This window comes from Gudongella oleilytica (assembly GCF_004101785.1).
GTDB classification, from domain to species: domain Bacteria; phylum Bacillota; class Clostridia; order Tissierellales; family Tissierellaceae; genus Gudongella; species Gudongella oleilytica.
Genome location: NZ_CP035130.1, coordinates 343,924 through 370,591, shown reverse-complemented (window position 1 = coordinate 370,591; position 26,668 = coordinate 343,924). Strand labels below are relative to the sequence as shown.

Annotated in this window: 20 protein-coding genes and 1 riboswitch; of the genes, 3 read left to right on the top strand and 17 right to left on the bottom strand. The window is 41.0% G+C overall.

The features are described from left to right. Positions 1 to 149 precede the first annotated feature (149 nt). Positions 150 to 1,766, top strand: coding sequence for an S-layer homology domain-containing protein (locus EC328_RS01715; protein WP_128425199.1), 1,617 nt, complete (start codon positions 150 to 152; stop codon positions 1,764 to 1,766). Positions 1,767 to 1,802: 36 nt separating this feature from the next. Here EC328_RS01715 and EC328_RS01710 read toward each other — a convergent pair whose 3' ends face one another. From EC328_RS01710 to EC328_RS01695, 4 genes are all read right to left on the bottom strand, one after another. Beyond that, complete coding sequence (locus EC328_RS01710; protein WP_128425198.1) at positions 1,803 to 1,940, bottom strand: YvrJ family protein; 138 nt, start codon at positions 1,938 to 1,940, stop codon at positions 1,803 to 1,805. A gap of 209 nt (positions 1,941 to 2,149) precedes the next feature. Continuing rightward, complete coding sequence (locus EC328_RS01705; RefSeq protein ID WP_128425197.1) at positions 2,150 to 2,368, bottom strand: DUF2922 domain-containing protein; 219 nt, start codon at positions 2,366 to 2,368, stop codon at positions 2,150 to 2,152. Positions 2,369 to 2,402: 34 nt separating this feature from the next. Further along, positions 2,403 to 2,624 carry a DUF1659 domain-containing protein gene (locus EC328_RS01700; RefSeq protein ID WP_164905999.1) on the bottom strand — a complete coding sequence of 74 codons (222 nt, stop codon included), beginning with the start codon at positions 2,622 to 2,624 and terminating at the stop codon, positions 2,403 to 2,405. 104 nt (positions 2,625 to 2,728) lie between these two features. Then, positions 2,729 to 4,462 carry a 5'-nucleotidase C-terminal domain-containing protein gene (locus EC328_RS01695; RefSeq protein ID WP_128425195.1) on the bottom strand — a complete coding sequence of 578 codons (1,734 nt, stop codon included), beginning with the start codon at positions 4,460 to 4,462 and terminating at the stop codon, positions 2,729 to 2,731. 145 nt (positions 4,463 to 4,607) lie between these two features. Next, positions 4,608 to 4,691: riboswitch (cyclic di-GMP riboswitch) on the top strand. A gap of 221 nt (positions 4,692 to 4,912) precedes the next feature. Between EC328_RS01695 and EC328_RS01690 the strand changes: the two genes are divergently transcribed. Next, positions 4,913 to 7,123 carry an MSCRAMM family protein gene (locus EC328_RS01690; RefSeq protein ID WP_164905998.1) on the top strand — a complete coding sequence of 737 codons (2,211 nt, stop codon included), beginning with the start codon at positions 4,913 to 4,915 and terminating at the stop codon, positions 7,121 to 7,123. Positions 7,124 to 7,264: 141 nt separating this feature from the next. Beyond that, on the top strand, positions 7,265 to 9,076 hold the full coding sequence (locus EC328_RS01685) for an O-antigen ligase family protein (RefSeq protein WP_164905997.1): 1,812 nt from the start codon (positions 7,265 to 7,267) through the stop codon (positions 9,074 to 9,076). A 51-nt stretch (positions 9,077 to 9,127) separates the two neighbouring features. On the opposite strand, the gene EC328_RS01680 is transcribed toward EC328_RS01685, so the two are convergent. The 13 genes from EC328_RS01680 to tnpA form a co-directional block, all read right to left on the bottom strand. Continuing rightward, on the bottom strand, positions 9,128 to 11,626 hold the full coding sequence (locus EC328_RS01680) for an S-layer homology domain-containing protein (RefSeq protein ID WP_128425192.1): 2,499 nt from the start codon (positions 11,624 to 11,626) through the stop codon (positions 9,128 to 9,130). Between the two features lie 112 nt (positions 11,627 to 11,738). Next, entirely contained in the window at positions 11,739 to 12,731 is a 993-nt protein-coding gene (locus EC328_RS01675) for a stalk domain-containing protein (protein ID WP_128425191.1), read from the bottom strand. Between the two features lie 285 nt (positions 12,732 to 13,016). Then, positions 13,017 to 13,613 (bottom strand): TetR/AcrR family transcriptional regulator, encoded by a 597-nt coding sequence (locus EC328_RS01670; protein WP_164905996.1) that lies wholly within the window; start codon positions 13,611 to 13,613, stop codon positions 13,017 to 13,019. Next, the gene (locus EC328_RS01665) at positions 13,606 to 16,728 is read right to left on the bottom strand and encodes an efflux RND transporter permease subunit (RefSeq protein ID WP_128425189.1); all 3,123 of its coding nucleotides are present in this window, start codon (positions 16,726 to 16,728) and stop codon (positions 13,606 to 13,608) included. Before EC328_RS01665 ends, EC328_RS01670 begins: the two co-directional genes overlap by 8 nt. A 2-nt stretch (positions 16,729 to 16,730) precedes the next feature. Continuing rightward, positions 16,731 to 17,936, bottom strand: a complete 1,206-nt coding sequence (locus EC328_RS01660; protein ID WP_128425188.1) for an efflux RND transporter periplasmic adaptor subunit — start codon at positions 17,934 to 17,936, stop codon at positions 16,731 to 16,733. Positions 17,937 to 18,286: 350 nt separating this feature from the next. Next, complete coding sequence (locus tag EC328_RS01655; RefSeq protein ID WP_128425187.1) at positions 18,287 to 19,528, bottom strand: efflux RND transporter periplasmic adaptor subunit; 1,242 nt, start codon at positions 19,526 to 19,528, stop codon at positions 18,287 to 18,289. Positions 19,529 to 19,555: 27 nt separating this feature from the next. Further along, positions 19,556 to 21,913: an ABC transporter permease gene (locus EC328_RS01650; protein ID WP_128425186.1), complete on the bottom strand. Its 2,358-nt coding sequence runs from the start codon at positions 21,911 to 21,913 to the stop codon at positions 19,556 to 19,558. Beyond that, positions 21,913 to 22,605 (bottom strand): ABC transporter ATP-binding protein, encoded by a 693-nt coding sequence (locus EC328_RS01645; protein ID WP_240671507.1) that lies wholly within the window; start codon positions 22,603 to 22,605, stop codon positions 21,913 to 21,915. Before EC328_RS01645 ends, EC328_RS01650 begins: the two co-directional genes overlap by 1 nt. Before the next feature lie 83 nt (positions 22,606 to 22,688). Beyond that, the gene (locus EC328_RS11475) at positions 22,689 to 22,829 is read right to left on the bottom strand and encodes a hypothetical protein (protein ID WP_164905995.1); all 141 of its coding nucleotides are present in this window, start codon (positions 22,827 to 22,829) and stop codon (positions 22,689 to 22,691) included. A gap of 23 nt (positions 22,830 to 22,852) precedes the next feature. Then, complete coding sequence (locus tag EC328_RS01640) at positions 22,853 to 24,028, bottom strand: TolC family protein (protein ID WP_128425184.1); 1,176 nt, start codon at positions 24,026 to 24,028, stop codon at positions 22,853 to 22,855. Between the two features lie 171 nt (positions 24,029 to 24,199). Next, positions 24,200 to 25,771 (bottom strand): IS66 family transposase, encoded by a 1,572-nt coding sequence (tnpC, locus tag EC328_RS01635; RefSeq protein WP_128425183.1) that lies wholly within the window; start codon positions 25,769 to 25,771, stop codon positions 24,200 to 24,202. A 113-nt stretch (positions 25,772 to 25,884) separates the two neighbouring features. After that, positions 25,885 to 26,241 carry an IS66 family insertion sequence element accessory protein TnpB gene (gene tnpB, locus EC328_RS01630; protein WP_128425182.1) on the bottom strand — a complete coding sequence of 119 codons (357 nt, stop codon included), beginning with the start codon at positions 26,239 to 26,241 and terminating at the stop codon, positions 25,885 to 25,887. Next, the gene (gene tnpA / locus EC328_RS01625; RefSeq protein WP_128425181.1) at positions 26,235 to 26,597 is read right to left on the bottom strand and encodes an IS66 family insertion sequence element accessory protein TnpA; all 363 of its coding nucleotides are present in this window, start codon (positions 26,595 to 26,597) and stop codon (positions 26,235 to 26,237) included. Before tnpA ends, tnpB begins: the two co-directional genes overlap by 7 nt. Positions 26,598 to 26,668: the final 71 nt, after the last annotated feature.

The following is a 26,668-nucleotide window of genomic DNA, read 5'->3' as shown; positions in this document are numbered from 1 at the left end:
TGTCAAGAAAATTTCGGATGTTGCTATACGTTGGCACGTTGATAGAATGGATCAGGGATAATACTTAACCCATTTGTAATACTTTAGGCATACATAATGTAGTATAATCATTACATAAGGAATAATAAGCAAGAAAGGGTGATCCTTAAATGAAGCGACTCTTATCCTTGACTTTAGCAATAATTATGCTATTTGGGATGACGATGGATGCAGCTGCAGCAAGCCCGTATACAAAAGAGGGTGAATTCCTTAAAGATATCGGTGTGTTAAAGGGTGGCACCGACGGAGACCTCATGCTTGAAAGCAACCTGACCCGAGAGCAGATGGTCGTTCTTATCTCCAGGCTCTATGGAAAGGAAAGCGAAGCTGAAGGGTATCTATCCACAAATACTTTCACAGATCTCAGGCCTGAGAACAAATATTATATTCCCTTTATCATCTGGGCAAAGGATCAGGGACTGATCCAGGGTATGACAGCTTCAACCTTTGGAATTGGTCAGACTGTAACTACCCAGCAGTTTCAGACAGTACTGTTGAGAGCTCTTGGTTATACCGAGGAAGCTAAGGATTGGTATAATGTCCCCGCCTTTTCGGTAGAAATAGGCCTTATGAAGGGTTTGAACTTTAACTCAGATGCTAAACTAAACCGAGGTCAGGTTGCAGCTATGCTTGTAAATGCACTAAGCTTGATACCAAAGGGTGAAACATCCCCTTTGGCCGTCAAGCTTAGAGTTGTTTCTGCACCTGAAACAGAGGATACTACAGATACTACGGCTACAGAGCCTGAAGATAAAATAATCCTGCCATCACTTCAGGGAAGCTTTGGATACATAAATACAATTATGCTGACTTTCAACAAGGAAATGAATGAAAGCTTGATCACCAATAAGACTAACTATACCATAACTCAAAAGGGTAAGGAGCTTCCTCTTCCTGAAGGGACAACTCTGATGTTGGGTAAGGATAAAATGACACTGACCATAACCCTGCCACAAACAATAGATGGAGTATATACAATAGTTGGACTTGACGACAGCGTTATGGCACTTAAGGCAATAGGTTTGATGGATACAGAAGGAAACAGAACTGATCCGTCAATAATCAAGGTAGAGTTTGATGATATTTCAGCCGGTCTTGGAAAGGCTGTCGATTACGATAAGGCTTACCCCGGTAAAAAAGCCGCATTAACTGATATTAGGAATATTAAGATAAGGTTCAACGTACCAATAGCTGCTGCAAATACAGAAGACTTCTCAGTACCTGGCAGGAGTGTGGAGCGTGTTGTAATTGATGGAACCAATATAATAACATTAAGGCTTGACGATTCTGATGAAACATTTATAGAGGATGGATATATTGAAATTGCAAAGGATAATAAAATAATGACAGCACTTGGATCTCCTGTTGAGGGAATGAAGCTGCAGCTGATTGACATGGTCCCTCCCGCGCTTATGAGTGATGAAGCGGATGTGAGAAGAGGGTACATTGAGATAAACTTCAGCGAACCTCTTGAAAAGGATGGAGCGGGCCTTTACCGAAGAGATCTTGTTATTACAAGATTGTCCGATAGTGTAGTCTTAGGTAAAGACGAATATTCAACAGCGCTTAAATCTACTGATCCGTCAACTATGCAAATATCCCTTAAAACCGATGCAAGGGCCTCATATTACTCAATAAAAATCGTTGATGAACCCCAATATATAAGGGACTTGGAAGGAAATCTTGTATTATCTGCTGAGGCGATCGAAACTGATGATGACATTTAGAGAAAGGGCCTGATCAAAATGATCAAGCCCTTAACTTTATTTAGCTATTGCCTGCGCCAGCTCATTTATACTCTTAGTAAGCTGATCCAGCTTTCCTTCTATCCTCACCAGAAGATAGACTGAAATTACGATCGGAAAACCAAGATTGGCGACGCTGGAATATATTTCTTCCACGATAAATCACCCCGACTATTCAATTGACAATTGACAATTGACGATTGACAATTGACAATAAAAATCTTTCGATACACTTATGACTAAATCTCTACTAGATTAAGTGTTAAGTTAAGCTGATTGGAGGTTGGTCATTTTGAGGACATAACCTGGCCAAGCAGCCGCGAGCGGTCCGATAAAATGATCCAACCTCCATTAATAACACTTACTTAAATTTCCATTTCACTCACAGTAGTTGTCACTACCCTTGCTCCAACTGCTCCGACAAGGTCACCATTGGTGGACTTGAAGACGCCTGCACTAACTATGACATCCATTGCATCCGATACCTCAGTTGCAGTTAGATCAGCCCTGGGAGCATCGATACTCATCCTGTAATTCTTATTCAATGCATCCAGAAAGTCCATTTCAAGCTTAGTTTTATCCATTATTTCACCCCCTTAAGAAAAATACATCACTAAATTACACCTCTGAGAATTCGTACTCTTCTACCTTCTTGACCTTAAGAAGGCCCTTCTCCTGAAGCCCTGCGATCGCCTGACCACTGATATGAAGATTCTCGTCAGTTGCGTCTGTCTTGACGTTAGTAAATAGCTTGGAAGCTACTTTTTGCTTACCGTCAACGATTCCTCCATCCAGCTCAAGCTTCAGGGATTTCTTAGAAATATTCGCTGCTGTTGCCATCATCTCACCTCCCTTCATACTTGTTAAATAGGAAAAGGAGTGTGATTTTACTATCCAAAAAATAAAAAAGCCCCCTCATTTTTTGAAGGGGCACATCAGACATCCTATTGTGGTATCATTATGACTTGGTTAGGGAATATCAAGTCAGGGTTCTTCAGGTTATTATGCTCAGCAAGGACCTTCCAGTCCACACCATATTTTATACCGATCTTCGACAACCAGTCTCCTGGTTTTACAATATACTCGATGTGTTTTGGAGCAGGTGTGGGTGCTGGTTCTGGCTCTGGTGCTGGTGCTGGAGGAGCAGGTATAGCTGTGATCCTACCTTCAACAGCTGGGTTGATTTCCGGATTAGCTTCAATGTATTCCATTAGTACATCAGACAGTAATCCGCCTTCACCAACAAATGGCTTATTAGCAAACATTGTATAACCATCACCGCCTACAGCCATGAAGTCATTTGTCACAACCTTGTAGGTCTTTGCAGGATCAAGGGCTTCATCACCTATCATTACCTCAGTAACTCTTTCCCCTGCAGGCTTGCCTGCATCAAAGGTATACTTCATTCCACTTACATGCGGGAATTGTCCGGCAGGAGCAGGAAAATCCTTGACGCCGTGCTCAATTGCTGCCTTTAACTCGGCACCAGTTACATCTATTACTGCCAGAGTATTTGTGAATGGGAAGGATGTCAATACTTCATTAACGGTTATATCACCCGCATCAATGGATGCTCTTATACCACCGCCGTTTGTAAAAGCTACATCTGCTCCGGTAGAGATTCTCATGGCATCTGTAATAAGATTTCCAAGGTTTGTTTCACCAGCTCTTACATGCTCTCTTACACCATCAAGCTCCACAAGTGTCTTTCCTACAACAACACTTACGATTGGGTCGTTTACGGCTTTAGTCTCTGCTATCATCGAGACTATTTCCTCATCCGCTTCAAGTGTTGCAGCTTCTTCGTAAGGCATCAAGCTGGCAGTAGCTTTGGTCAGCTCACCATCAGTTATTTCCATTTTTACAATACCAATATTCTTGGTGTATGACTCTGCCTGTACTATCAGAGTACCATTAACCAAATTCCCTTCAGGAAGAAGAGTATGGCTGTGACCATCAACTATAAGGTCTATGCCCTCAACTTCGTTGGCAAGCTTTACTGATGTATTAACAGAGGAAGCATCGTCTCCAAGGTGGACTAGCGCTATAATGATATCAGCTTTATCCTCAAGTTCATCCACCATTTCCTTCCCGGTTTCAACAACATCCAGGAATTCTATTCCTTCTGTATTTTTAGGGTTTGACTTGTATTTGGTTTCATCGGTCCCTAATCCAAAAATACCAACCTTTAATCCATTGTCCATTGTATAGATCACGTAAGGATCAAAATCTGAATCCCCACTATCCTCATGGACTATATTTGCGCCAAGAATTGGAAATTCTGCCATTCCCTTAAGTTTCATCAATTGCTCGTAACCATAATTGAAATCATGGTTACCTGGAGTCATTGCATCAAAGCCCATTGCGTTCATGATCTCCACCATCTGCTCACCACTTGTCAGATTGACGATTGTAGTACCATGAAGTGCATCTCCTGCATTTAGAAACAGAAGATTTGGATCCTCTTCCTTAAGAAGATCTACCTTGGTCTTTAGCTTAGCAAAGCCAAGCTCCTTGCTGCCAGCATTTTCCTCTACTCTGCCATGAACGTCATTCACATGAACTATCGTAAGGGTCTGCACCTCCTCTGCAAATGCAAACTGATCAGGAATCAGCACAAGTCCTAACAATAACACAAATGACAATGCAAAGCTTATTACTCTTTTGTTTCGTAACATTAGCTCTCCTCCTTTTTTTGATCATTATTTCTAACACTCTTTGTATACCCTAATAAAGAGCAATTACCATACAAATAATTGAAATATGTCATTTTTGATAAGCTGTTTAACCATTTATTACTGTGGTATAAATAAGGAACAAGGGACACATAAAGGGCGAACCAAGCGAAAGCCTGGGGCGCAAAGCCAGAATCTAAAGCCTTAAGGCAATGATCGTGCGGCTGCTGTGTTTATTACATAGCAGCCTTACGCCTGTTTAAATATAATTGTACTATCTAACAAAACTTAATAAAACAAGGCAATATAAGAGTGAGGCGTGCTTTTTCTTTGTTACGCCTTCAAGCTGCTATGTATGATAGCAGCTTTTTGTATTTAAGGGGTTGGTGTATATGAATGTGTACTGTTTATGATTTGCAAAACTAAAAAATGAAAATGAAAGGAGAGAAAGTCATGAAACTAGGCATAAGAAAATTTCTGACCATCCTTGTAGCTTTATCAATGATATTAAGCATGCATGTATCTTTAGCTGCAGCAGGTGGCGGTAATCTTGAGCTTGGAGACCCTTATGAGTTCCTTGTTAAGTTTGAATGGAAAGGAAACGACTGGGAAGCAGAGGGAAACTCCAACGGTGTAACTGTAACGGGTAGTGCAATCAGCGTAAGCTTTAAAAGTGAAACACCCATATATGCAGTTGTAATTAAAGGGGCTACCGACAATGACACCGTATATTTTAATGGTGTTTACAGGGGAGAATTAGATAATTTAGGTTTAAGTAATCCTGGTGGAAACCCTGATATTTCCAATATATCCTTTTACACTATGACGGATGAGGAGCCTTGGGAAGGCACTATTAAGATAATAAAATCATTTGAAGAAGGTGATGATCATCCACTTTATGGGGTCTCGTTTACATTAAGTGATGGCCAAGGTTTCTTAGTTGATGAATCAACAAACAGCGACGGTGAAGCTGTATTCGAGAAGGTACCTGCTGGGACCTATACTTTAACAGAAAATGTTCCTCAAGGTTATACCAGCAGCCTTGGTAATGGTATTACAATCGAGCTTCCAGATGCTGCTGATAACCAAAATTATTTAGAAATTAGCGTTAAAAATTCCTTAATTGATGATGAGGAGGAGGAATTTGGAAGTTTGAAGGTCCACAAAGGGATCATGAGAATTAGCGGCAGCGTTGATGCAAATCTTGGCGATGGAGAGTTTAAAGTCAGACTGACAAGCCCACAGGGCGAAGACAGTGAAGTTAGAGAGCTTACAATTAAAAACCCTGCTGATCATGTAGTGTTTGAGGACTTGCCATTTGGAATCTATACTTTGGAGGAAATTGATGCATACCATCCTGAACTTGAGTTCAGCGACTACTATTTTGCGAATTCAGGAAATCAGAATCATGATGTGATAAGCAATGAGGTGACAATAGACAGCGAGAATGAAATCGAAATCTGGCTTATCAATAAGGTTGGAGATCCCTGGGAAGGAAATATCCGAGTAATCAAATCAATCCCAGGGGTACAGGCACCTAATGAATTGCTTGAAGGCTTCGAGTTCACACTTTCAGGACCTAACGATTATGAAGAGACTGCATCAACTGATGAATATGGCGAAGCAGAATTTACAGGACTTGCAGAAGGAGAATACCTCCTGGAGGAAGATGACTACGTGGGTTACACTTCAAGTATACCTGATGGTTTTACTATAGATCTTCCTTATGATGCAGATGAAGAAAATGATAACTATGCTATAGTTAGAGTTACTAATACACCAATACCTGATGATTGGAAAGGTGTAATAAGAGTCGAGAAAAGTATAACTGGTGAGGATGATCCTGATCTTTCGGGTATTGAATTCACATTATCAGCTGAGGGTATGCAAGACTTAACCCAATCAACCAACTCTTCAGGTATCGTCGAATTCATAAACCTACCTGAAGGGATATATACCCTTACAGAAGATGTTCCTGAAGGCTATAGATCATCTCTGCCTAGTGAAGGTCTTGAGATAGAACTCCCTGAGGAAGCAAATGAAAATGACATAGTTACCGTTCAGGTAACGAACAGATTAATTCCAGATGCTGAGCTTGGGGAAATTGAAGTTGCTAAGATCGTACAAAACAGGTTAGGTAGTACAATGACCAGCGACAATACAAGATTCTACTTCGAACTTCAAATGCTTGGAGAAGGCTGGATAACAATAGATTCTGGATCGATCCTGGGCAATGGCACTCTTGTATTTAATAATCTTGAGGATGGAGAATACAGAGTCAGAGAGGTAAATATTGACGATGATTTCAATTTGATCTCTCCAAATAACATTTTGGTCGAGATTGAAGATGGTTCCTCTGAGGAAGTTGAATTTGTGAACAGAGAGAGACCACTCCCACCGGATGATGATGACGATGACGAGGAAGAAGAGGATGAACCGGAGGATGAACCGGAGAATGAACCGGAGGTTCTTGAAATAACAGTAGTAGAACCCATTCCTGAAGCAACTCCTACTCCTGAGCCTGAGCCAGTTATAGAGGTTGTTGAAGAAGTAATACCATTAGCAACACTTCCTAAGACCGGCACATTTGATTCTTCTACACTTGGCGGAATAGGTGCAGCACTTCTTGGGCTTGGATTGTTGCTTAAGAAAAAAGAAGATTAGCGATTTAATAAAGTAATTATGGAGAGACTGCTTCTGCGGTCTCTCCATTTTTATAGAATTTGATGTTTCAAGAATTATAACTTTACACAACCAATAATATGGTATAATTATCTGGTAAATAGTAAGATTGGAGGTATGGAGTTGGGCAAGAAAAATAAATCATCTTCCTCAAAAAAGTTAAAATATGACTTGGCTTTGGTAGTGCCCTTAATCCTTGTAATCTCGATAGTTCCATTGATAGTCTACCTGAAGATAGTTCCTGTGGACGATGTGATGTTGTTGTTCACCAATGGAAAAGAGAATTTTGACTTTTTCTCTTATTTTAAAATGCAGTGGCTGCTCATAATAACCCTTTTAGGATCAATTTATTACGCAGTCCGAGCATTTTTAAGCGAAAACGTACTTATCAGAAAAACTAAAAGCTATTATTTAATGGCAGCATATCTTGTATTTGCATTGCTATCAACCCTTTTTGCAGAGTATAAGAGTGTTGCTCTCACAGGCTTTGTTGATCGCTATGAAGGCTTATTTGTTTTGGCTGCTTATATTGCCTTGACATTTCTGGCATTTAACACTATCGACAACGAAAGACAGCTAAAATCAATACTGGTTGCGCTAGGAATTTCATCAATTCTAATGACAATACTTGGACTCACCCAGTTTATGGATAAGGACTTCTTTATGACAGACTTTGGAAAAAGGCTGATACTCCCAGGAAGGTACGAACATATCGCCGATGAACTTAATTTTACATTTGCAGGCTCAAGGACCGTTTATGGTACACTGTACAACATAAACTATGTAGGGGTTTACATGAGTCTGGTGTTTGCTGTAAATAGCACACTTGCTATTCTACTAAAGTCTGATAAGTACAAGCTATTCTTCATATTAACAAGCTTAGCTTCATTCCTTATGCTTCTTGGATCAAGATCAAGAGCAGGGATGTTCAGTATTGCAGTTTATGCACTGTTAGCTCTTATATTTTTCAGGACTCAGATACGTACGCGATGGAAGTCATTCTTGGGAATAATTGTTGCATTAGCATTAGTATTCTTCGGTGTGAATACAGCCAGGGACGGGTACTACACGAATATCTTGAAGGCCGGCTTGAACTCTCTAACAACAGTACATGAGGCTGATTTCAAGGATATAGTATTGGAAGATAATACTGCAACTATTCACTTTAAGGACTATTCCCTTAAAATAGCTGCAGAAGAAAGCGGTTTTCAATTCTATGACGAAAATAACAACTTGTTGAAGACAACATTCGCAGACAATGTATACAAGGTAGCTGATGAACCATATAACAAACACACCTTTACTCTTAAAACAATGGAAAAACGATATGTAATCCTCGATTCAACAGTTGCCACAAACCGTGGAAGTAGAGTTATTAGATTTGTTGTGGATAATGATACCAAAATCAAGGTACTTGGCTATAGAGGGGAATTCCTTGATGATATCAAGGCACCAAGCTTTGGTTTTGAGGGAAGAGAACAAATGGCTTCTAACAGAGGTTATATCTGGTCAAGGTCCATACCAATGCTTAAGGACACAATATTATGGGGGCATGGACCTGATACTTATGCATTGCACTTCCCAAATAACGATTTTGTAGGAAAGTTTCTGGGTTTTAGTAATTTAAACACAGTTGTAGATAAACCTCACAATCTATACCTTCAAATAGCGATAAATACAGGCGTTACATCGTTAATCGCTTTTCTTGTGTTAACAGGAGCTTATGTAATTGACGGATTTAAGCTGTTTATCAACCGCAAGGAGTATACAGGTTTCATTGATGTAGCGGGACTGGGAATCCTTATGTCTGTCATAGTATACTTATTTACAGGCCTCACAAATGACAGCATTGTCTCAGTAGCACCGGTATTCTGGATACTGTTGGGATCAGGGATGGCTGTAAACTATAAGCTGAGGGAAGAAAATCAAAATTAGTGTTCAAAAAAATAGCTGGGGTTCCGGAACCCCAGCTATTTTTGTATTCCATTATTCTATTACTAATATGACCTCAAGCTCATTGTCAGCATTAACATCAAATGATATCATATCGCCTGACCTTACTCTGGTGTCTCCAAAAATAAGCAAATCCTTTGACAGGAATCTTCTTGTATCAGTTCCACCAATATCGAGCATGATTTCCTCATCCGCCATATCTACACTTACAACCTCATACTCAGCCGACGCATCATCTATCCTTACATCAACTGCAATTACAAGTTCATCCTCAAGTGTCACGGTTACTATTTCTCCCACTGAGAGTGCTGGTATTGCTGCAAATGGTGCTACATCATACTCAACCTCATCTCCATTGACGTCATCACCAATTATACTATCATCTCTGCTTGGATTATAGGTGAAAGTCACTTCAAAGGTTTCTTTTTCGACAAAGTCATCTGAAGGAATAAAATCGGTAAACACTATAACATATGCTAAGCCAGTTGATGTGCCTACCTTTCTTTCGTTCCCAACATCCATAGCAGTGAACTCAGCCTCAGTTATTACATAGGCATTTAAGCCGCTGTCCGGATCAGCCATCTCAAGAACTGTTTCCATTTCTGTGACTTCAATTCTGGTGACTGCAAAGCCTTGAGTATTAACTATGAACATAGTTGTTAATGAATTATACTGGAATATTCCATCTGTCAGAGCTATTTCAGAATTATCAATATCTATATCCAGCTTGTTTCTAAATATTTTTACTGAGGTGGAATCAGTATCAATCTTTGAGGCTGTTGCAAGTCTTACCAGTTTATCCACATCTGTTCCATCGTAGAACAAGTAAGCGATATCACCTCGTTTGAAATCTCCAATAGCTAAACTTGCACCAAGTTCGTTTTCGAAATCTGTTGCACTGTCCGCCCTATAGGTTGTCCTGGTCCCATCCGGGTTTATTACCTTGATGTCTCTTGTACCTACTTCCTCAATCAGAACCACCTTTTCGCTGTACTCAACCTCTCCGGATATCAACTGAAGTGAATCATTTAAGTCCAGCATATAGGTTACATCTGTGTCCTCAATGTCCTCGAGATATCCGCTTGCAAGACTGTCAATAAGAGTAAAGTAGTTTATTCCATCCATCGAATACACTGGTTTCTTGGCTGTACTGTTTCTCATCTGGTATCTGCTGCCATCAATATCGGCATAATAAACACCGCCTGATTGAAGTACTCTGTCATACTCTCCTGATTTCAATGCATCCTTTCTTACGATTCCATAATCGCCATAAACATGGATCACATCATCAGCCTCAACCTCGTCAAGACCCATTACCATGAACATAGAATTTTGATAGCCGAATACTCCGTCAAGAGTAAATATCTTCTCTGAGCCATCAGTTTTATCGTCAAGATAATAAATTTCTTCTCCATCCTCTTCCACCTTGGTTACAGGTGCAATATCATCGAATTCAAAGGCATCTATAAAGAATACTACATCATCGTTGACTGTTACTCTTGCAAATTCTGCAGTGTATTTATTGTCATTCGTACTGTCCAAATTCAAGTAATCCTCATAATCATAGGCTTTATCATTGTGGTATACTCCGTAGAGCATCTCAAATCTATTTGATGACCTTGGCTCAAGCTCAACATCGAATTCGTCGCCAGTATTTAACATTATCCGATTCTCTTCTGCTACGAATGGTCCAATATAGTATTCGTAGTCAGTGTTAATTATTGCTTTTGTTGCATTGTTATCTTTATCTATTGTTAGTTCTACGACCTTCCCTAAAAGATTCTCAGAATCCATGGTTGTGGGTATCGTTACCTCGATCTCGTCACCCTTTTCGTATCTCAATTCTGCATCCGGAGAATTGTTCCCTTCTTTTAAGACGACAACTGTTAATTCATCATCCTCAAGATCAGCTACTCTTGCATTTTCAGTTACAATTGCTTCGTAAACCTCTCTGTTGGCCTGGATTGAACGCATAACAGTGTTGTATACCAGCTCAAATACTTTTTCTCTTGTTGCAGCTGCATTGTAATCGTTGTTCGGTATGACAACCCCTTCCATAATGCCAACCTCTATTGCTTTGGTTATATATGGAGTAGACCAATATGCTCCGGTATATCCTGTTACATTTGGAACATCGCCATTTACCATGACCATGATCTTTATGATCTCGGCATAGGTAATGTTGCTGTCGGGCCTGAAGGTGCCACCTGGATAACCATTTACAAAGTTAAGGCTTGCTGCATAATTGATATAGCCATTAGCCCAATGGTTTACAGGCACATCTGAGAATTGACCCTGGATCGGTTTTAGCAGCGTTGCTGTACTTTCAGCAAATAGCGCTCTTGCAGTCATAGCTGCTACCTCAGATCTTCTTATTGGATCGTTTAGTCTGTAGCCTCCTGCATCCCCTGTTACAAGCCCTTCCTCTATAAGCCAATCGACCTTGGCATTTCCAGTAGCTGCACTGACTGTACCAAAGGTTCCAAGAACCATAACAAGCGCCAGCACAAATGAAAGAATTTTTCTATTCATCGTATCGCCTCCTCAGTTTTTCCCTACTTTCATTACATACCCATTAATAGATTTGTTGTTGCAAATTGCAGAAAAAAATCCAGCTGAAAAAGCTGGATTCCTTATATTTTGATTAGTTGCTAAACGAGGATAGGGTTTCACTATAGGAATCATTCGATATCACAAGACCGTCTATCCCCGCTGTCGGGAATGAATCTTCGATGAAATCCATAACTTTATTCTTGGCTTCTGTCTTTTTAGTTGAAGACAGTGCTTTCCAATCATCGTAATCAACCAATACGTCTACCTCTATAACGCTTTTAGTCCCGCCAATTTTAAAATCTTCAATGCCGTAGGAGCCCTTGAATTCATCATAAAGTGCATCTTCCAAATCAGCAAGTGTGCTGACGGTAGTTGAAGTCTTGCTTAAACTAATTACTCCCCTATTAACAGTAAATGATACTAATTTTGTGTCATCATAATCATCTTGTACATAACCGGATACTTTGGCATCAGGGAACTCATCAAGAACATCATCTACCATTTTTTGAAGTGTAGTCTTTACATCACCATCATCATAAGCATCATACCATGCATCCAGATCTGTTTGATCCTCCAAATATACATATACTCGGAGCTCAATATCGCTTGTTTTACCTTTTACCAAAATATCATCTATAGGCACACTTCTGGTAAATCTGGTGTAGTTGTCAACCAAATCTTCCTGCATATCTGTCAAGCTATAGGTTGTTTTGTTCGCCAATAGTGTCTCAAGTTCTTTTATTCTTGCATCCTTTTGTATCAACTGTGATGTTAATGCGGAGATATCCACTCCAGTAATATCAATCCTGTAAGTATTGGGATTGAAGTTTACCTGATAACCAAGCATTTCTGCGATACCTCTTAATGGTACGTAAGTCGTTCCATCAACTATAAATGGTTCTACTACAGCTCCAGTTGCTGTTTTTGCCTGCTTCATTGTACCGTTAACATATACAGAGATGTTTCTGTAGGAAGCCTTTATCGTTTGATCCAGCCAGCTTGCAAAACCAGTGGATGAGAATGACATTACAAGCATCATTACTGCAACCAGTATGGCAATTTTTCTGAATTTCTTGTTCTTCATGGTTATTCCCTCCCTTTGTATTTAACTATATCATACTCCCTTGACTTTGTTTTGTCAAAGCGTGAAGCCGTTGAAAATGAGATTGTAACTGAATTGTAACCGGAAAATCAATTCACAATGCACAATGCACAGTTCACAATGCACAAAGCACGGTCACAGTTTAAAGATCCTTCACTATCGTTTAGAATGGCGAAACCATAGATTCTTCGCAATCGATCAGAAATACCCTCCTCATTGTGCATTGTCATTTGTGAATTGAATATTAATTGTTCATTGTTCATTCCATCATTGTTTATTATCTCTCCCTATTCCCCTAAACAATAACTCGATCATTGGCTCAGGGTCGACCTTATCCGGGTCCTTGATGCCCTTATGAAAGCCGTGAGCATATGCTTGGCTGATCGAACCAATGAGCATACATATAACTTCATCACTATTTGATCCTTCTTTTAGTTCTTTTTTTTGTATACCATCCTCGAGCATACCTTTAATACTTTCAAATAATTCTTTTTTCTTACCCCAAAGATAGACTTTCATCCCTTCAGAAACAGGCTCTGAACCTTTGAGAGTATTTTCAGCAAGCTCATAATGTGACCACATGAATCTGCCATGATAGGTTGAAAACTTTATTAGTCTGCTCTTAACAGACTCAGTGCCGTCGAATATTTCCTTTGCACCTTTGAAGTAACCATCAACTATGAACTTGAACATTTCCTCGAATAGCTCTTTTTTGCTGCTGAAATACTCGTATATGGTGCCCTTTCCAATCCCAGTCTTTACTGCAATTTCACCCATCTTTGACCTATGAAACCCTTTTTCCCCAAACACCTCTATTGCAGCTTCAATTATCTCTCTTTTCCTGATATCTCCAATTTTACTCATGCTGCACCTCCTCTGCATTAGAGGATTTCTTGCTAAACCTTTGCTTAAGATTTATCGACAAGTCATCTAATAAGGTATATATTGCAGGCACAAGCACAAGAGTCAAAACAGTCGAAAGAGTGAGTCCTCCAATTACAACAGACCCGAGTGGAGCCATAAGCTCTGCTCCTTCACCTATTCCAACAGCTATTGGTATAAGACCTAGTACAGTAGTCAATGTGGTCATAAGGATCGGCCTCAATCTTACCGGACCAGCCTTAAGGATAGCTTCCTTTCTGTCCATCCCTTCTTTTCTTAAAGTGTTAATATAGTCGATGAGAACTATACCGTTGTTTACAACTATACCTGAAAGGATTATTACACCTATAAGGGCAGTAACTCCAAGAGATCTCCCGGTAAAGAACAATCCAAGTGCTCCTCCCGAAAAAGCAAGTGGTATCGTAAACATTATTATGAACGGATATATTAAAGATTCAAACTGAGCTGCCATGACCATGTAGATCAGGATTATGGCCAGTCCTAATGCCTGGGCAAGCTGACTGAAGGCATCGATCATCTCTTCATTCTCTCCACCTATGGTGTAGCTGTAGCCTTCGGGCATATCGTAGTTTTTAAACTTTGCCTCGATATCCTGCACTATGGAGTTAAGGTCTCTGTCTATGATCTGGCTTGTTACAGTAACTACTCTCTCCTGATTATCCCTGTTTATAGCAGTCGGACCCCTCTCTATGGTTATGTCTGCAAGCTGGCTCAAGGGTATGTTTGCGCCGGTAGGTGAGGATATTTGAAGCTGGGAGAAGGTATTCAGGCTTTCGGTTACATCCTCCATTGGCTTTATCACAATGCTTATTTCATCTCCTCCCTGCTTGAACCTTGATACTGTGGTACCTGCAGAGCTGCTTCTTACTCCTGTAGCCACCTGAGCTGCAGTAAGTCCATAGGCTGCAGCCTGTTCCTTGTTTACAGCAACCTGGACCAGAGGCACAGCATCGCTTACACTGGTTGAAACCTCTCGTGTGCCGGAAACTGACTGTATCATTTCCTTGAAATCATTTGAAATTGTTCCAAGTACATCAAGCTCCGGTCCCTTTATGCTTATGCTTATGGGTGCACCTGAGGATATCATTCCCATATTGGAGGTCTCGCTTACAGATATTTCTGCCCCAGGAATATCCCTTACTCTCGTCCTTATCTCCTCTGCTACCTCGGAGGTACTTCTGTCTCTTTCAGAAAGCGGGTACAGCATCAAAGAAATATTCGAGCTGTTGCTGGTTCCGCCCATAACGCTACCCATCATGAATCCTCCGCCACCTACGTTGGCTGCCATGGATTCTATTTCAGGAAGATCAAAAATAGCCTCTTCAACCTCTGCAGATAGAGCGTCCACCTTATCAAGACTTGCTCCAAGGGGCAGCCTGATGTTTATGGATATCATTCCCTCATCAGTTGTGGGCAGAAATTCCATACCTACTACTGCTAGGCTTGCAATACTGAGTACAAATACTACAACTGCAATGAGTATCGTCTTCTTCCTGTTCTCGATACCCTTTTCAAGCAGGCTTTTATATTTGTTTTCAAGCTTTTCATAGCCGTTGTCAAACAAATTGTACAGCTTCTCAAGCTTTCTCTTTTTCCCGGTGCTTTCAGTTACGCTAAGGATCTTAGACGACAGCATTGGGATAAGCGTCAGTGAAACAACCAAAGATGCAGCCAATGACAGCGTTACAGTCAGGGCAAAGTCCCTAAATATCGTTCCAACGAAGCCTTCAACAAATACTATTGGTATAAAAACCGCAATTGTTGTAAGGGTAGATGCTGTTATAGCCATTCCAACCTCGGATGCTCCCTTAATGGCAGCGTCATACTTCGACATGCCCTCCGTTCGGAAACGGAATATGTTCTCAAGTACTACAATGGCACTGTCTACAAGCATACCCACAGCCATTGCCAGCCCTCCAAGGGTCATGAGGTTTAGTGTGATCCCATTGAAGTACAGGAGTATAAAGGACGCTATCAGAGATATCGGTATAGATATCCCTATTATGGTGGTAGTCCTTAAATTCTTTAGAAAAATATAAAGGATCACGATGGCAAGTATAGAACCAAAGATCGCATTCTGGGCCACCGTATTTATCGACTGTGTTATATAAAGGGAATTGTCCATTACTACCTGAAAGCCTATCTCGGGATAATCGCTTTGAAGCTTCTCAAGCTCATCGTGTATAAGCTCAGCTACCTCAACAGTATTTCTACCCGACTGCTTCTGGATGGACATGTTGATGCTTTCACGCCCGTTCGTCCTTGCAATGGTATTTAATTCTCTGTTTACAAGCTCAACCTCTGCGATGTCTCCAAGCCTTATTACATCCCCTGTTGAAAGAGTAATAGGCATGCTGCGAATTTCCTCAACTGATGAAAATTCTCCTGTGACTCTTATTGAGAGCTCCTGATCCCCCTTCATAACATTTCCACCGGGATAATTCAGGTTGGAGGCTCCAATAAGCTGCGACAGCTGATTGATGGATAAACCCATCCCGGAAAGCTGGCCTTCACTTACCCTTACCTCTATCTCTCTTGAGTAGCCTCCGCTTATATCGACAGATGCAACACCGTCGATCCTTTCAAACCTTTGGCTGAAGGTGTCCTCTGCAAGCTCCTGAAGCGTTGCAAGGTCTCCAGATGAGGTGAGTGCTATCTGGACTATCGGCATAGCGTTAGGGTCAATCTTAAGAACCATAGGCTCCTCTGCATCCTGAGGAAGGAAGCTTTTAACAAGGTCTACCTTTTCTCTCATCTCAAGAGCTGCATTATCCATGTCCACCCCAAAGTTGAACTGTGCTATTACGATGGAGCTTCCCTCAGAGGAAATGGAGCTTACCGTATCGATGTTCCCTACTGTAGCCACTGCTCCTTCAATTTGCCTTGTAATAAGATTTTCCATCTCCTCAGGACCTGTCCCTGAATAAGTTGTGGATACTATAGCGACAGGGACCTCAATCTCGGGAAACAGGTCTATGGGGAGCCTGGTGAGGGATATGGCACCTAGAAGTACAACCACAAGCACTATCATCGTAATTGTAACGGGCTTTTTAACTGAAAACTTGGATAGATTCACAGCTATTCACCCCTTACAACTTTCACTTCGCCACCGTCTGCCACGTAATGCTGCCCCTGGACTATTAGTTTTTCTCCAGCCTTAAGACCGCTCTTTATCTCTACATGATCGCCAGTGTCAAGGCCAGTTTCTACTATCCTTTTGACTGCCTTGTCCCCTTCAACCACGAATAGATAGGTCTCTCCGTTATCATAAAGAACTGCATCGGATTTGACTATTATTGAATTTTCTACGGACTCAAGAGTCAAAGTGACCTCTCCGGTCATACCGGGCTTTATTGATCCTGTAGGATTGTCTATATATATCCTCACTGAATACAGCTGACTTCTCGGATCAGCTGTGGGGCTTACGTATTCTATCGTGCTCTCGATCAATTCGTCGGATACAGACGGGACTGAAATAAGTGCTTTTTGTCCTGCTGAGAGCTTGGTTACAATATTTTCAACCACGTTTACCTTGAGAAACACTCTGTCAGTCTCAACGACTGTTGCAGCAACCTGTGCGCCTGTGGCGATCTGACCCTGGACCACATTAAGGGCAGATACTGTTCCCTTTATTGGTGACTTGACTATAGTGTTCTCCAATCCGCTTTGAGCCTGATCGTAGCCTACTCTTGCCTGCTCAAGCTGAGAAAGTGACTGCTGATATGCAATCTCTGCCTGAGTAACCTGAGCCTTCAGGACATCAAGGTTAAGGGCATTCGCAGACAGCTCTGCCTGCTCAAGCTGGCTCTTTGAGACTGCGCCTTCCTCGTAGAGGACCCTTGTCCTTTCCAGATTAAGCATTGCGTTTTCTATCTTCTCCTTATTTAATTCAAAATTGATCTTTGCAGAGTTCAGCCCATTGGCAGCCTGATCCACACTTTTTTGAGCCAATTGAACCGAATTAAGTGCAGATTCAGTATTCCTTGCGTAATCGTCCTGCTCTATTGTGAATAGTACTGTGCCCTCTTCTACTGCATCTCCGATTTTAACATTGACTGACGTGACAACTCCCTGTGCTTTCGGGAACAGGGACACCTCCTCACTGGCGGATAGTCTTCCGCTTAAGGTCACGGTGCTTTCCAGTGTGCCAAGCTCAGTTGTTTCAATCTCGACGGGAGTGTAGGTCTCCCTGGGCTCTTCTGCAACCTCTGTGCTGCAGCCTGAAAGGGCCAAAGCTGCTGCAAAGCTAAATGCAAGAAGGCCTTTTTTAATAATATTTTTCATCATCTAATCCTCCTTCAAAGTCAAAAACCGAATGGTCGGTCGGTAATTTTTATTATAGCTTATTAATTCACAATGCACAATTCACAGATCACAATTATTTATTTGTCATCCCAAATGTCTTGCGTTAAACGATATACGTTAAGCGATAATCGAAAAGACAGTTAGATTTCAGTTGTTCTCTGCCAGCTTTTAGTAAATTACAAAAAAGATTCTTCGCTATAGCTCAGAATGACAATATTTCAGTAGCATCAACTTTTCTGTCATCCTGAACGCAAGTGAAGGATCTTCGTTCTTGTTTAAATTGTGAATCGTGATCTGTGAATTTCAAATTTCCATTGTTCATCGTTCATTTAATCATTGTTCATTGCTTTTACTTTCTTCCCTTCCTCCAGTTCTTCATCCGGAGACTCAATAACATACTCACCTTCCTGAAGACCTGAAAGTACCTCGATATCTCTTCCGCTTTTAATTCCTGTTTCGACCTCTCTAAGTCTTGCTGTGCCGTTATCTGATATAAACACAAAGCTCTTACTGTCAAGCTTGAAAACTGAGTTTTCAGGGATGATAAGGGTGTTGTCACTTTCCTTAAGAATAAGCTTCAGCTCAAGATCATACCCCGGCTTGATATTTTCAGGCTTGTCCTCAAAATCAATCTCAGCTCTTATCCTCTTTTGCTCGATCCCAAGATCGGAAAACTTTGTAAAGGCATTTGGGTGTATCATAGTCACTTTGCCGGTAATATTGTCAATACCAAGATCCTTGCTGCTTATTTCTACCTTGGTCCCTTCTTCTATCCCTGCAATATCTCCGACAAGTACATCAGCTGTAATAAATAGTTTCTCCATATCTCCAATCTCAAGTACCGTCATTCCTGGTTGAAGGAAGTCCCCTTTTTCGGTCTGCAGATTCATTACTGTCCCTGGGATACTTGCGGTTATGACAAAGTCACCCTGATAATCAACCATCGATTCTCTCTGTATCTGAAGCTGCTTTAGTTGTGCCTCGAACTGAGCGACAATATTTTGCGAAACAGGACTTTTCAGTTGGTTTAACTGAAGCCTCAGCTTCTGCAGATTGAGTTTTTGTGCCTCAAGTGCTCTTTCAAAGCTTCTATAGCTTTCCTGGCTAATTGCTCCAGCATCGTACAAGGCCTTCATATCCTTAAGCTTGATCTCATCCTCAGCGATTTGGGATGTAAGATTCGCTATGTCAAGCTCCAGACTTTTTATGGCATCAGAATTTCCTGTTCTTTTTGCATCATTTAGCTGCGCATGAGCAGCGAGGATTTGGGCATCAAGCTCTGCAAGCTGTCTCGCAGCATCGGTACCATCCAGTCTAATAAGCAAATCTCCTTCAGCGACGACGTCTCCTGAACTAATAAGAACCTCAAGTACCTCCCCGCTTACAGGAGAATTTACCTTCACCTTATTTCGAAGGTCAACTTCGCCTATCTCTTCAACATATTCGCTTATGCTGCCCTTTACAGCCGCTGAAGTGTTCACTTCGACAGCAACGTTCAGGCTCATAAAGTATCCCATGGCTGCCAACACAGTTACTGCAGGTATTGCGATCATAACAAGCTTCTTTTTCATTTTCTCACATCCTCGTATGATTTAAGATCAGGAAACGCGGTTCTTCAATGCATCTAAAAAGCTAAGATTATTGATCTTTCTATAGGTTGCAAGCTGTGCTATTGCTACGAATATCAAGGTTGCAATTGTGGCTATTACATAAGTCGACGGCATTATTATAGCAGGTATAGTATAAATATCCGTAGAGATGGATGTCTCAAGACCCTTGATCATTCCATACCCGACGGGGATTCCAAGGATAATTCCTATTACAGTCATCAAGGCATTTTCCCTTGTTATCATCCTAAAGATCTCCTTCTTTTCAAAGCCCATGACTCGAAGGGATGAAAATTCCAGAAGTCTTTCATTTATGCTAACCGTAGTAATATTATATACAATGGCAAAACCAAGTATCCCTCCAAATATCATCATAGTACCCATGGAGGCAATTATCATATCCATGTATTCGACCATAGCATCCTGCATATCTCCAACAGACTGTACTGCTCTAATATTTTTGATCTCCTTAAGGCTTCCTGTTATATCGGTATCTGTTAAAACATAAGCACCGGTAGCAATGTTTTTCTCCTCGACTACCTTGTAAATAGCCTCGATATCCATATAAGCATTTGCTCCCAGATACTGCTCAACGATACCCTTCACCTGAAGCTCCTTTTCATCTAGTCCTGGGATAAAGCTTTTGACCTCTACATAGTCTCCGGTTTTTGCTCCAAGACCATGGGCGAGAATACTGGATAACAGTATTCCGTCTTCAGGCAGCTGGATCTGTTTCTTATCTTTGCCCATGAAGCTGTACATCACCGTTTCCGAAGGGACTGCTACAACGCTTACAGTCTTCTTTCTCCATCCATTCTTAATCTGCATTGGCATTTCTACCTTAGGCTCGATAACATTTATATCAGCAAGCTGCTTTATATCTAAAAGAACACTTGCGTTCGTTGGCTTTGAAAGATCTATGCTGTAATCCATCCTCTGAAGTTCTCCATACTGGCTGTCAAGGAGAGTATCCCAGATGGTAGCCATGTATATGGGTAGCATGGTTATAGCAAATGTAAGGGCAATACCTACAACAAGAAACACAGCTCGTCTTTTCGTACGAGAAATATTTCTTATGACTATCTTCCAGCTAAAGGATATACGCCTCCAAATGCCCTTCAAGCCTTCAAGCCATATCCTCTTCCCGGCTTTAGGTGCCTCTGGTCTCATAGCATCAGCAGGGGTAATGGCCATTATCGACCTTGAGCCAAATAGACCCGCTGCAACACAAAAAGCAGTGGTAAGTGTTATCCCATAAGCAAAGTACATTGGATCCATAGAGGTGTCCAGAACGGGTACATTCATGTATTGAATATACAGCTTGACCAAAGCTACAGACACGGGAATACTAATAAGAATACCAATGAATGATCCAAGCATACCTATGAGGATGGAATACTTGACATAATGTAGGAGAACCTGGGCATCGGTATAACCAAGACCCTTCATGACCCCTATTGCCATTCTGTCCTTTCTGACAAGCCTTGAAAGCATTATACTGATTATTATAGCCGCGACAAATAGGAATACCACAGTCATGGCAGTTGACATTATACTAAGCGAGTCTACCTCCTGCATCATAACGCTGTGGCTCAGCTGATCCTCTCTCTTGATGACAGAGCTTACACCGTATCTCTCAAGCTCGTCCTCAAGCTGGTCAACTATTGAATCTATTCTGTTCCTATGGCTATTCGATACCTTGAATACTATATCATTGTAGCTACCCTGAAAGCCAAGAGTGGATTGAGCAAATTCCTCTGTGACATATATTACCCCGAAGCCCTTTTCATCGGGAAGAAGCTCCTGCTCATTCTCCATAAGGTAGATGTATTCAGGGCTGCCTACTTCTCCAACTACCAGAAGAGGATAGGTCTTGCCACCGATATATGGGGTTATTATATCCCCAAAGCTCATGTCCCTGCCCACAAAAAACTGCTGGAGCACAGCAGTTGAGCTAATGTTATTACCCAGTTCTTCACCACCTATGGTGTAAAGCGAGTTAATAGGCTCTTCGGATGGAGAAACAGATACAAGTCTGACTGTAACCTTCTCATCAGGATCCTCGACCTTTAAGGGTACATCAGATACTATACGACCCTGAACAGACTCAATTCCCTCGATAGCTAAAAGCTCCTGAACGGCACCAGCGGGTATCCTGGAGACTCTTGCAGTTATATCTGAAAAATTGGTGACCTCATAGTACCTGTCTATCGAATTTCCCAGTTTATCTGCAACCATGCTGAAGGATATGAAGATCACAAGGGCAACTATAATTGTCACAGTTATGGATATAAATTGCCCCTTAGAGTTTTTGATCGATCTTAACAGCCTTAAATCCAGCTTTTTCATCACCAAACGATCCTTTCGGGGTCAATTGGATTTTCATTTGTCTTGATTTCCGTTATCATACCACTGCGCATACGAATAACCCGATCGGCCATCTCACCGATAGGGACGTTGTGGGTTATTATAACAACTGTCTTATTGTACTTAATATTAATATCTTTAAGAAGCTTCAATATCTTTATCCCTGTTTCAAAGTCCAGAGCACCTGTCGGCTCGTCACAGAGTAGAAGATCCGCATTCTTGGCAACAGCCCGGGCAATGGCAACACGCTGCTGCTCACCTCCTGAAAGCTGAGCAGGAAAGTGATCCTTTCGATCTCCAAGCCCAACTGTATCCATTACTTCATCAATATCTAAGGCATTTTGACAGATCTCAGTAGCAAGCTCAACATTTTCCCTTGCTGTCAAGGTTCCCATTAGGTTATAGAACTGGAACACAAAACCTATCTTGTCTCTGCGGTAATAGGTAAGCTTTTTATCGTTGAAGCCTATGATGTTCTCTCCCTCCATGTAGACATTACCTTCAGAGGGTACGTCCATTCCGCCAAGGATATTTAGGAGGGTACTCTTGCCCGAGCCTGAAGGACCTAGGATTACTACAAATTCACCTTTATATATTTCAAGATCAACTTTTTTCACCGCAACAACTTCAAGCTCTCCCATTTGGTAGAGCTTGCTGATGTTTTCCGCTTTCATTAAAATTTCTGGTGCCATCTTACCACCCCACAAAAGATAGTTCAGAGTTTAGAGCTAAAATCTAAGAGTTTTTTAATGCTTTCTCAGTTCTTAACTATCCTTTCTTTGTCATCCTGAACAGAGTGAAGGATCTTATCTTTGTCTTTCAATTGTGAATCGTGAATTGCTGTGTGCCCAGCATGGGTATGCATTGTGAATTCGTTTCTCAATTGTTCATTGTTCATTCAGTCATTGTTCATTATCCTTCTTATTTCCCAATTCCAGTCGAATACTCAAAATCAAGCAGAGCTAAGTTGTACGCGTGTATTTGCTGTGCCAGGCTCTTCTTTGCATTCATAAGGTTAATATTTGCCTGAGCAATCTCAGTTGGTGTATTTTGCCCAAGTTCAAAGCTAAGTTCAGCTATTCTAAGCGCTTCAGTTGCCTGTTGTACTGCAAGCTTAAAGGTTGCTATTTGCTTTTCTGCTGTTATAAGATTCAAGTATGCTGACCTTACCCCCATTTCAACAGCGGTTCTTACCTGTTCTGCACTTCTCTTAGCATTAGCAACGACTAAAGCCTCTTCCCGGTATCTATAAGTGATATCTGGATATTTAACCTTTATCGCCTCGAAATTTAGCTCGGATAGCTCGGATCTCTCTCTTGACATCTTCAGCATGGCATTGTTTTCATTTGATTCACTAATTGACTTGTCAATATCGATTGGCTCGTAGCTTGAGATAGCTATTGGATCTGATAAAAAAATTTGAGTATCCATTGGTAATCCTATAAGATTCTTAAAGCTCATTGCTTGTAACTCAAATGCCAGTGTTGCTCCATCAAGCTGGCTTTGTGCCTGTGACAATGATAGTTGCAGCCCTAATAGCTGTTGTTTTGAGATCATGCCTACACTCAACCTGAGTTCACCGATAGATAATTGCTTTTTAGAGAGCTCAAAATTCTCTCTTGTAATTTTTAGCTGTTCATAAGAAAGAGCAGTATCATAGTATGATTTTTTTATTTTATAGGTCAAACTATTTTCAGCGATTGCTACGTTCCATATTGCAGCATTGTGGTTAAGTTCTACAGTCCTTCGCATAGCTCCGTTTTTTACCAAAACCTTATTTATTGCAGCATCCTCTGCCCTATATCCGGTTATAGGGTCTCTTGAGAATATCAAGTCAACATTTCTCTCCATGTCTCGAACATCTCTTATTTCTCTCTTATAAACTACTTCTGCCTTTTCAAGTTCAAGTTTGGCGATTTCAAGATCAGCATTTTTTTCAAATCCAATCTTGATTGCCTCGTCAAGTGTTAGATTAAACACTTCGCCAACTTCAGAATCTGATTTTTGTATACTTTCTGCGTTTTCTTCTGCATAAGATGGTACTAGTGTAGCAAAGATTAAACCCAAACACACTACGAGTGTTAGTATTTTTTTCATGGTAGCCTCCTATTATTGTTAATACCTGGTTTCATATTCTAAGTTAATTATACCAAAGAAATTTGATATTAACCAATAATCATGATTCAGACAAATTATATTGTAAGTGCACAATAATATATGCCTAGAAAAATTTATGGAGATGATCTCGGGTCATCTCCATTAGTCTTGTTATTTACAAATTTCTTGAATCAATGAATCCCAGGGCATCATCAAATCAATTATTCCAGGGTTATTTTTGAAATCTCTGCCTGGTAGTCTAGATAGTATATACTCAAGGTATTTATACGGATTTAGTCCATTGGCTTTGGCTGTTTCCACCAGTGAGTAAACGCATGCGCTAGATGCGGCTCCTTGTGGACTTCCACAGAATAGCCAGTTCTTCCTACCTACCGTGAATGGTTTGATGCTGTTTTCTGCGATGTTGTTCGAGATCATACAATTTCCATCCTTTAGGTATTCTTGAAGTTTGTCCTTGTGATTTAGGGCATAATTGATTGCCTGACCTGTCTTTGATTTAGGGAGGATTTGTGTCTTTGTTTTTTCTGCCCATGCAAAGAAGGCCTCCAGTAAGGGCTTTTCATGTTCAAGTCTTTTTAGTTTTCTCTCTTCGGATGGAAGGTCCTTGAATTTCTTCTCCCAATCGAAGAGCTTGTTACAGTAGGCGATACCCATTGCTGGGAGTGTACCTTCTGGAGTGTCCAGCTCCTTTGGACTTGCATCCACAAAGTATCTCCTTACATGTGTCCAACACAGGCAGTGGTTTACCCCCTTTATCTTCTCATAGCCTGAGTAGGCGTCTGTATGGAGGTAACCTTTGAATCCCTTTAGGAATTCTTTTGGGTAGTCTCCTGACCTTCCTGTCTCATATCTGAAGAGCCTTATTTGTTTCTTGGCACTTGTCGATGTGCTGTAGACCCACATGTACGATTTTGTGGTATTCTTTTTGCCCTCTTCATTCATGACCTGTACAGGTGTCTCGTCAGCATGGAGGTACTTCTCTTTTAGAAGTTCTTCCCTAAGTTTTTTCTCAACTGGCATAAGCCACTGTTCTGAGGTTTTCATTATCCAGTTTGCCATGGTGCCTCTCTTTAGTGGGAACCCCATCCTCTCCCAATCCTTTTCTTGCCTTTTAAGCGGCACTGACTGGACGAATTTTTGATACATCGTAAAGGCTACACTTGATGCGGTTGCATAGGAATGCTGGAGTACTGGCTCTGGTGTGTATGGATTGAATATGCCTGGTCTATTCTCCTTTTTACAGGTTTTGCATTCGTAGCTTTCCTGATATATATTTATGATGCTTATTTCTGCAGGTATGTATTTGATTTCTGAACGCAGGAACTTATTGCCGACTACTGATAGACTGCTTCCATCTATCGGGCATGTCTGCTGTGATTTATCAAGCTTATATATCTGATCCTGTTGTGGTAGGTCCTTGAACAGATCCTTTCTCTTGTATCCTTTTCTGGTTCTCTTGACAGGTTCCTCGAAGGGTACAGGTTCAAGTATTGAATCGTCTGTTTCAACCTCTGCTTCATTGAATATTTCCAATGCCATTTCTCCAATGATAAGCTGACCGTCTATTGCAGCGGTCTTTTCTGTCTTTCTCCCATAGAGTTTCTTTATGAGATACTCCATGTTCTCATTGGCCCTTTTTAGCTCTTCTCTAAGGCCCTCTATGGTCTTGTTCTGAGATTCAATTGTTTGTTGAAGCGTCTTTATCAGGGAGCTATCATTCATTGGAATTTAGCCTTTCTGGTTGTATTTACCTATGCCTTATTATACCATTTAGAGAGTTCAAAAACAATCTAAAAAAGGCCCGTAACTATGTATTTTTCAATAGCTTCAGGCCTTCATAATATCATTTTATCTTCAACTCTCTGTATTGTTTTCTTCTGGTGGATGGAGAGTCCCTCCATCAGCCATCGGTATTGTTGTGGTGTCAGTTCCATTACATCTGTTTCATCCTTAGGCCAGTTGAATTTGCCACCCTCTAATCTTTTGTACATGAGTAGAAATCCATCTCCCTCCCATAGGAGTGCTTTTAATCTGTCTCTCTTTCTCCCACAGAAGAGAAAAAGACTTTTTTCGAAGGGATCCAGGTTGAAGTTCTTTGATACGATGGCTGCCAGACCATCTATTTGTTTTCTCATATCGGTATGACCACAGGCGATATATATCTTAAGGAACCCTCCAAGATCTGCTAGCATAAGTTCCCGATTATCCTTAGAGTATGTTCAAGGACTTTAAGATCTGCTCCATTGTGTATCTCAAGAGAAAATGGTCCAGATTTGAGAATCGCACATGTCCCGCTGGAAGCAGAAATATCCTGTTCATCTTCCTTTACCAATACCTGTGCGAACTGTTGAGCTGGAACAGCCAGGCTTTTCCTTGCAAGTACAAGGGACTCGTTTCTTATTGCTCTTAGCCAGTAGTAATATTTACTTGGGCTTACTGAGTTCTCCTCGCACCAGTTCCTCACAGATTTGCCACTGTTCCTGCATTCTGATATCAGTTCACGCCATTCTCTTAAACTCGCCTGATGGTTCAAGCTTCTCATATCCATTAAGTATCCCTCCTAAAGTGTTTGATAGTGTTCGCAACTTACAAACACTATCAAAGTCTAATCATATTAAT

What these genes read in the sequence shown, in the direction of transcription:
- EC328_RS01660 (WP_128425188.1), bottom strand. Translation starts at nt 17,936, where the DNA reads ATGAAAAATATTATTAAAAAAGGCCTTCTTGCATTTAGCTTTGCAGCA.
- EC328_RS01700 (WP_164905999.1), bottom strand. Translation starts at nt 2,624, where the DNA reads ATGGCAACAGCAGCGAATATTTCTAAGAAATCCCTGAAGCTTGAGCTG.
- EC328_RS01705 (WP_128425197.1), bottom strand. Translation starts at nt 2,368, where the DNA reads ATGGATAAAACTAAGCTTGAAATGGACTTTCTGGATGCATTGAATAAG.
- EC328_RS11475 (WP_164905995.1), bottom strand. Translation starts at nt 22,829, where the DNA reads ATGAACAATGAACAATTGAGAAACGAATTCACAATGCATACCCATGCT.
- EC328_RS01645 (WP_240671507.1), bottom strand. Translation starts at nt 22,605, where the DNA reads ATGAAAGCGGAAAACATCAGCAAGCTCTACCAAATGGGAGAGCTTGAA.
- tnpB (WP_128425182.1), bottom strand. Translation starts at nt 26,241, where the DNA reads ATGCTAGCAGATCTTGGAGGGTTCCTTAAGATATATATCGCCTGTGGT.
- EC328_RS01695 (WP_128425195.1), bottom strand. Translation starts at nt 4,462, where the DNA reads ATGTTACGAAACAAAAGAGTAATAAGCTTTGCATTGTCATTTGTGTTA.
- EC328_RS01675 (WP_128425191.1), bottom strand. Translation starts at nt 12,731, where the DNA reads ATGAAGAACAAGAAATTCAGAAAAATTGCCATACTGGTTGCAGTAATG.
- tnpA (WP_128425181.1), bottom strand. Translation starts at nt 26,597, where the DNA reads ATGGATATGAGAAGCTTGAACCATCAGGCGAGTTTAAGAGAATGGCGT.
- EC328_RS01670 (WP_164905996.1), bottom strand. Translation starts at nt 13,613, where the DNA reads ATGAGTAAAATTGGAGATATCAGGAAAAGAGAGATAATTGAAGCTGCA.
- EC328_RS01640 (WP_128425184.1), bottom strand. Translation starts at nt 24,028, where the DNA reads ATGAAAAAAATACTAACACTCGTAGTGTGTTTGGGTTTAATCTTTGCT.
- EC328_RS01680 (WP_128425192.1), bottom strand. Translation starts at nt 11,626, where the DNA reads ATGAATAGAAAAATTCTTTCATTTGTGCTGGCGCTTGTTATGGTTCTT.
- EC328_RS01650 (WP_128425186.1), bottom strand. Translation starts at nt 21,913, where the DNA reads ATGAAAAAGCTGGATTTAAGGCTGTTAAGATCGATCAAAAACTCTAAG.
- tnpC (WP_128425183.1), bottom strand. Translation starts at nt 25,771, where the DNA reads ATGAATGATAGCTCCCTGATAAAGACGCTTCAACAAACAATTGAATCT.
- EC328_RS01715 (WP_128425199.1), top strand. Translation starts at nt 150, where the DNA reads ATGAAGCGACTCTTATCCTTGACTTTAGCAATAATTATGCTATTTGGG.
- EC328_RS01690 (WP_164905998.1), top strand. Translation starts at nt 4,913, where the DNA reads ATGAAACTAGGCATAAGAAAATTTCTGACCATCCTTGTAGCTTTATCA.
- EC328_RS01655 (WP_128425187.1), bottom strand. Translation starts at nt 19,528, where the DNA reads ATGAAAAAGAAGCTTGTTATGATCGCAATACCTGCAGTAACTGTGTTG.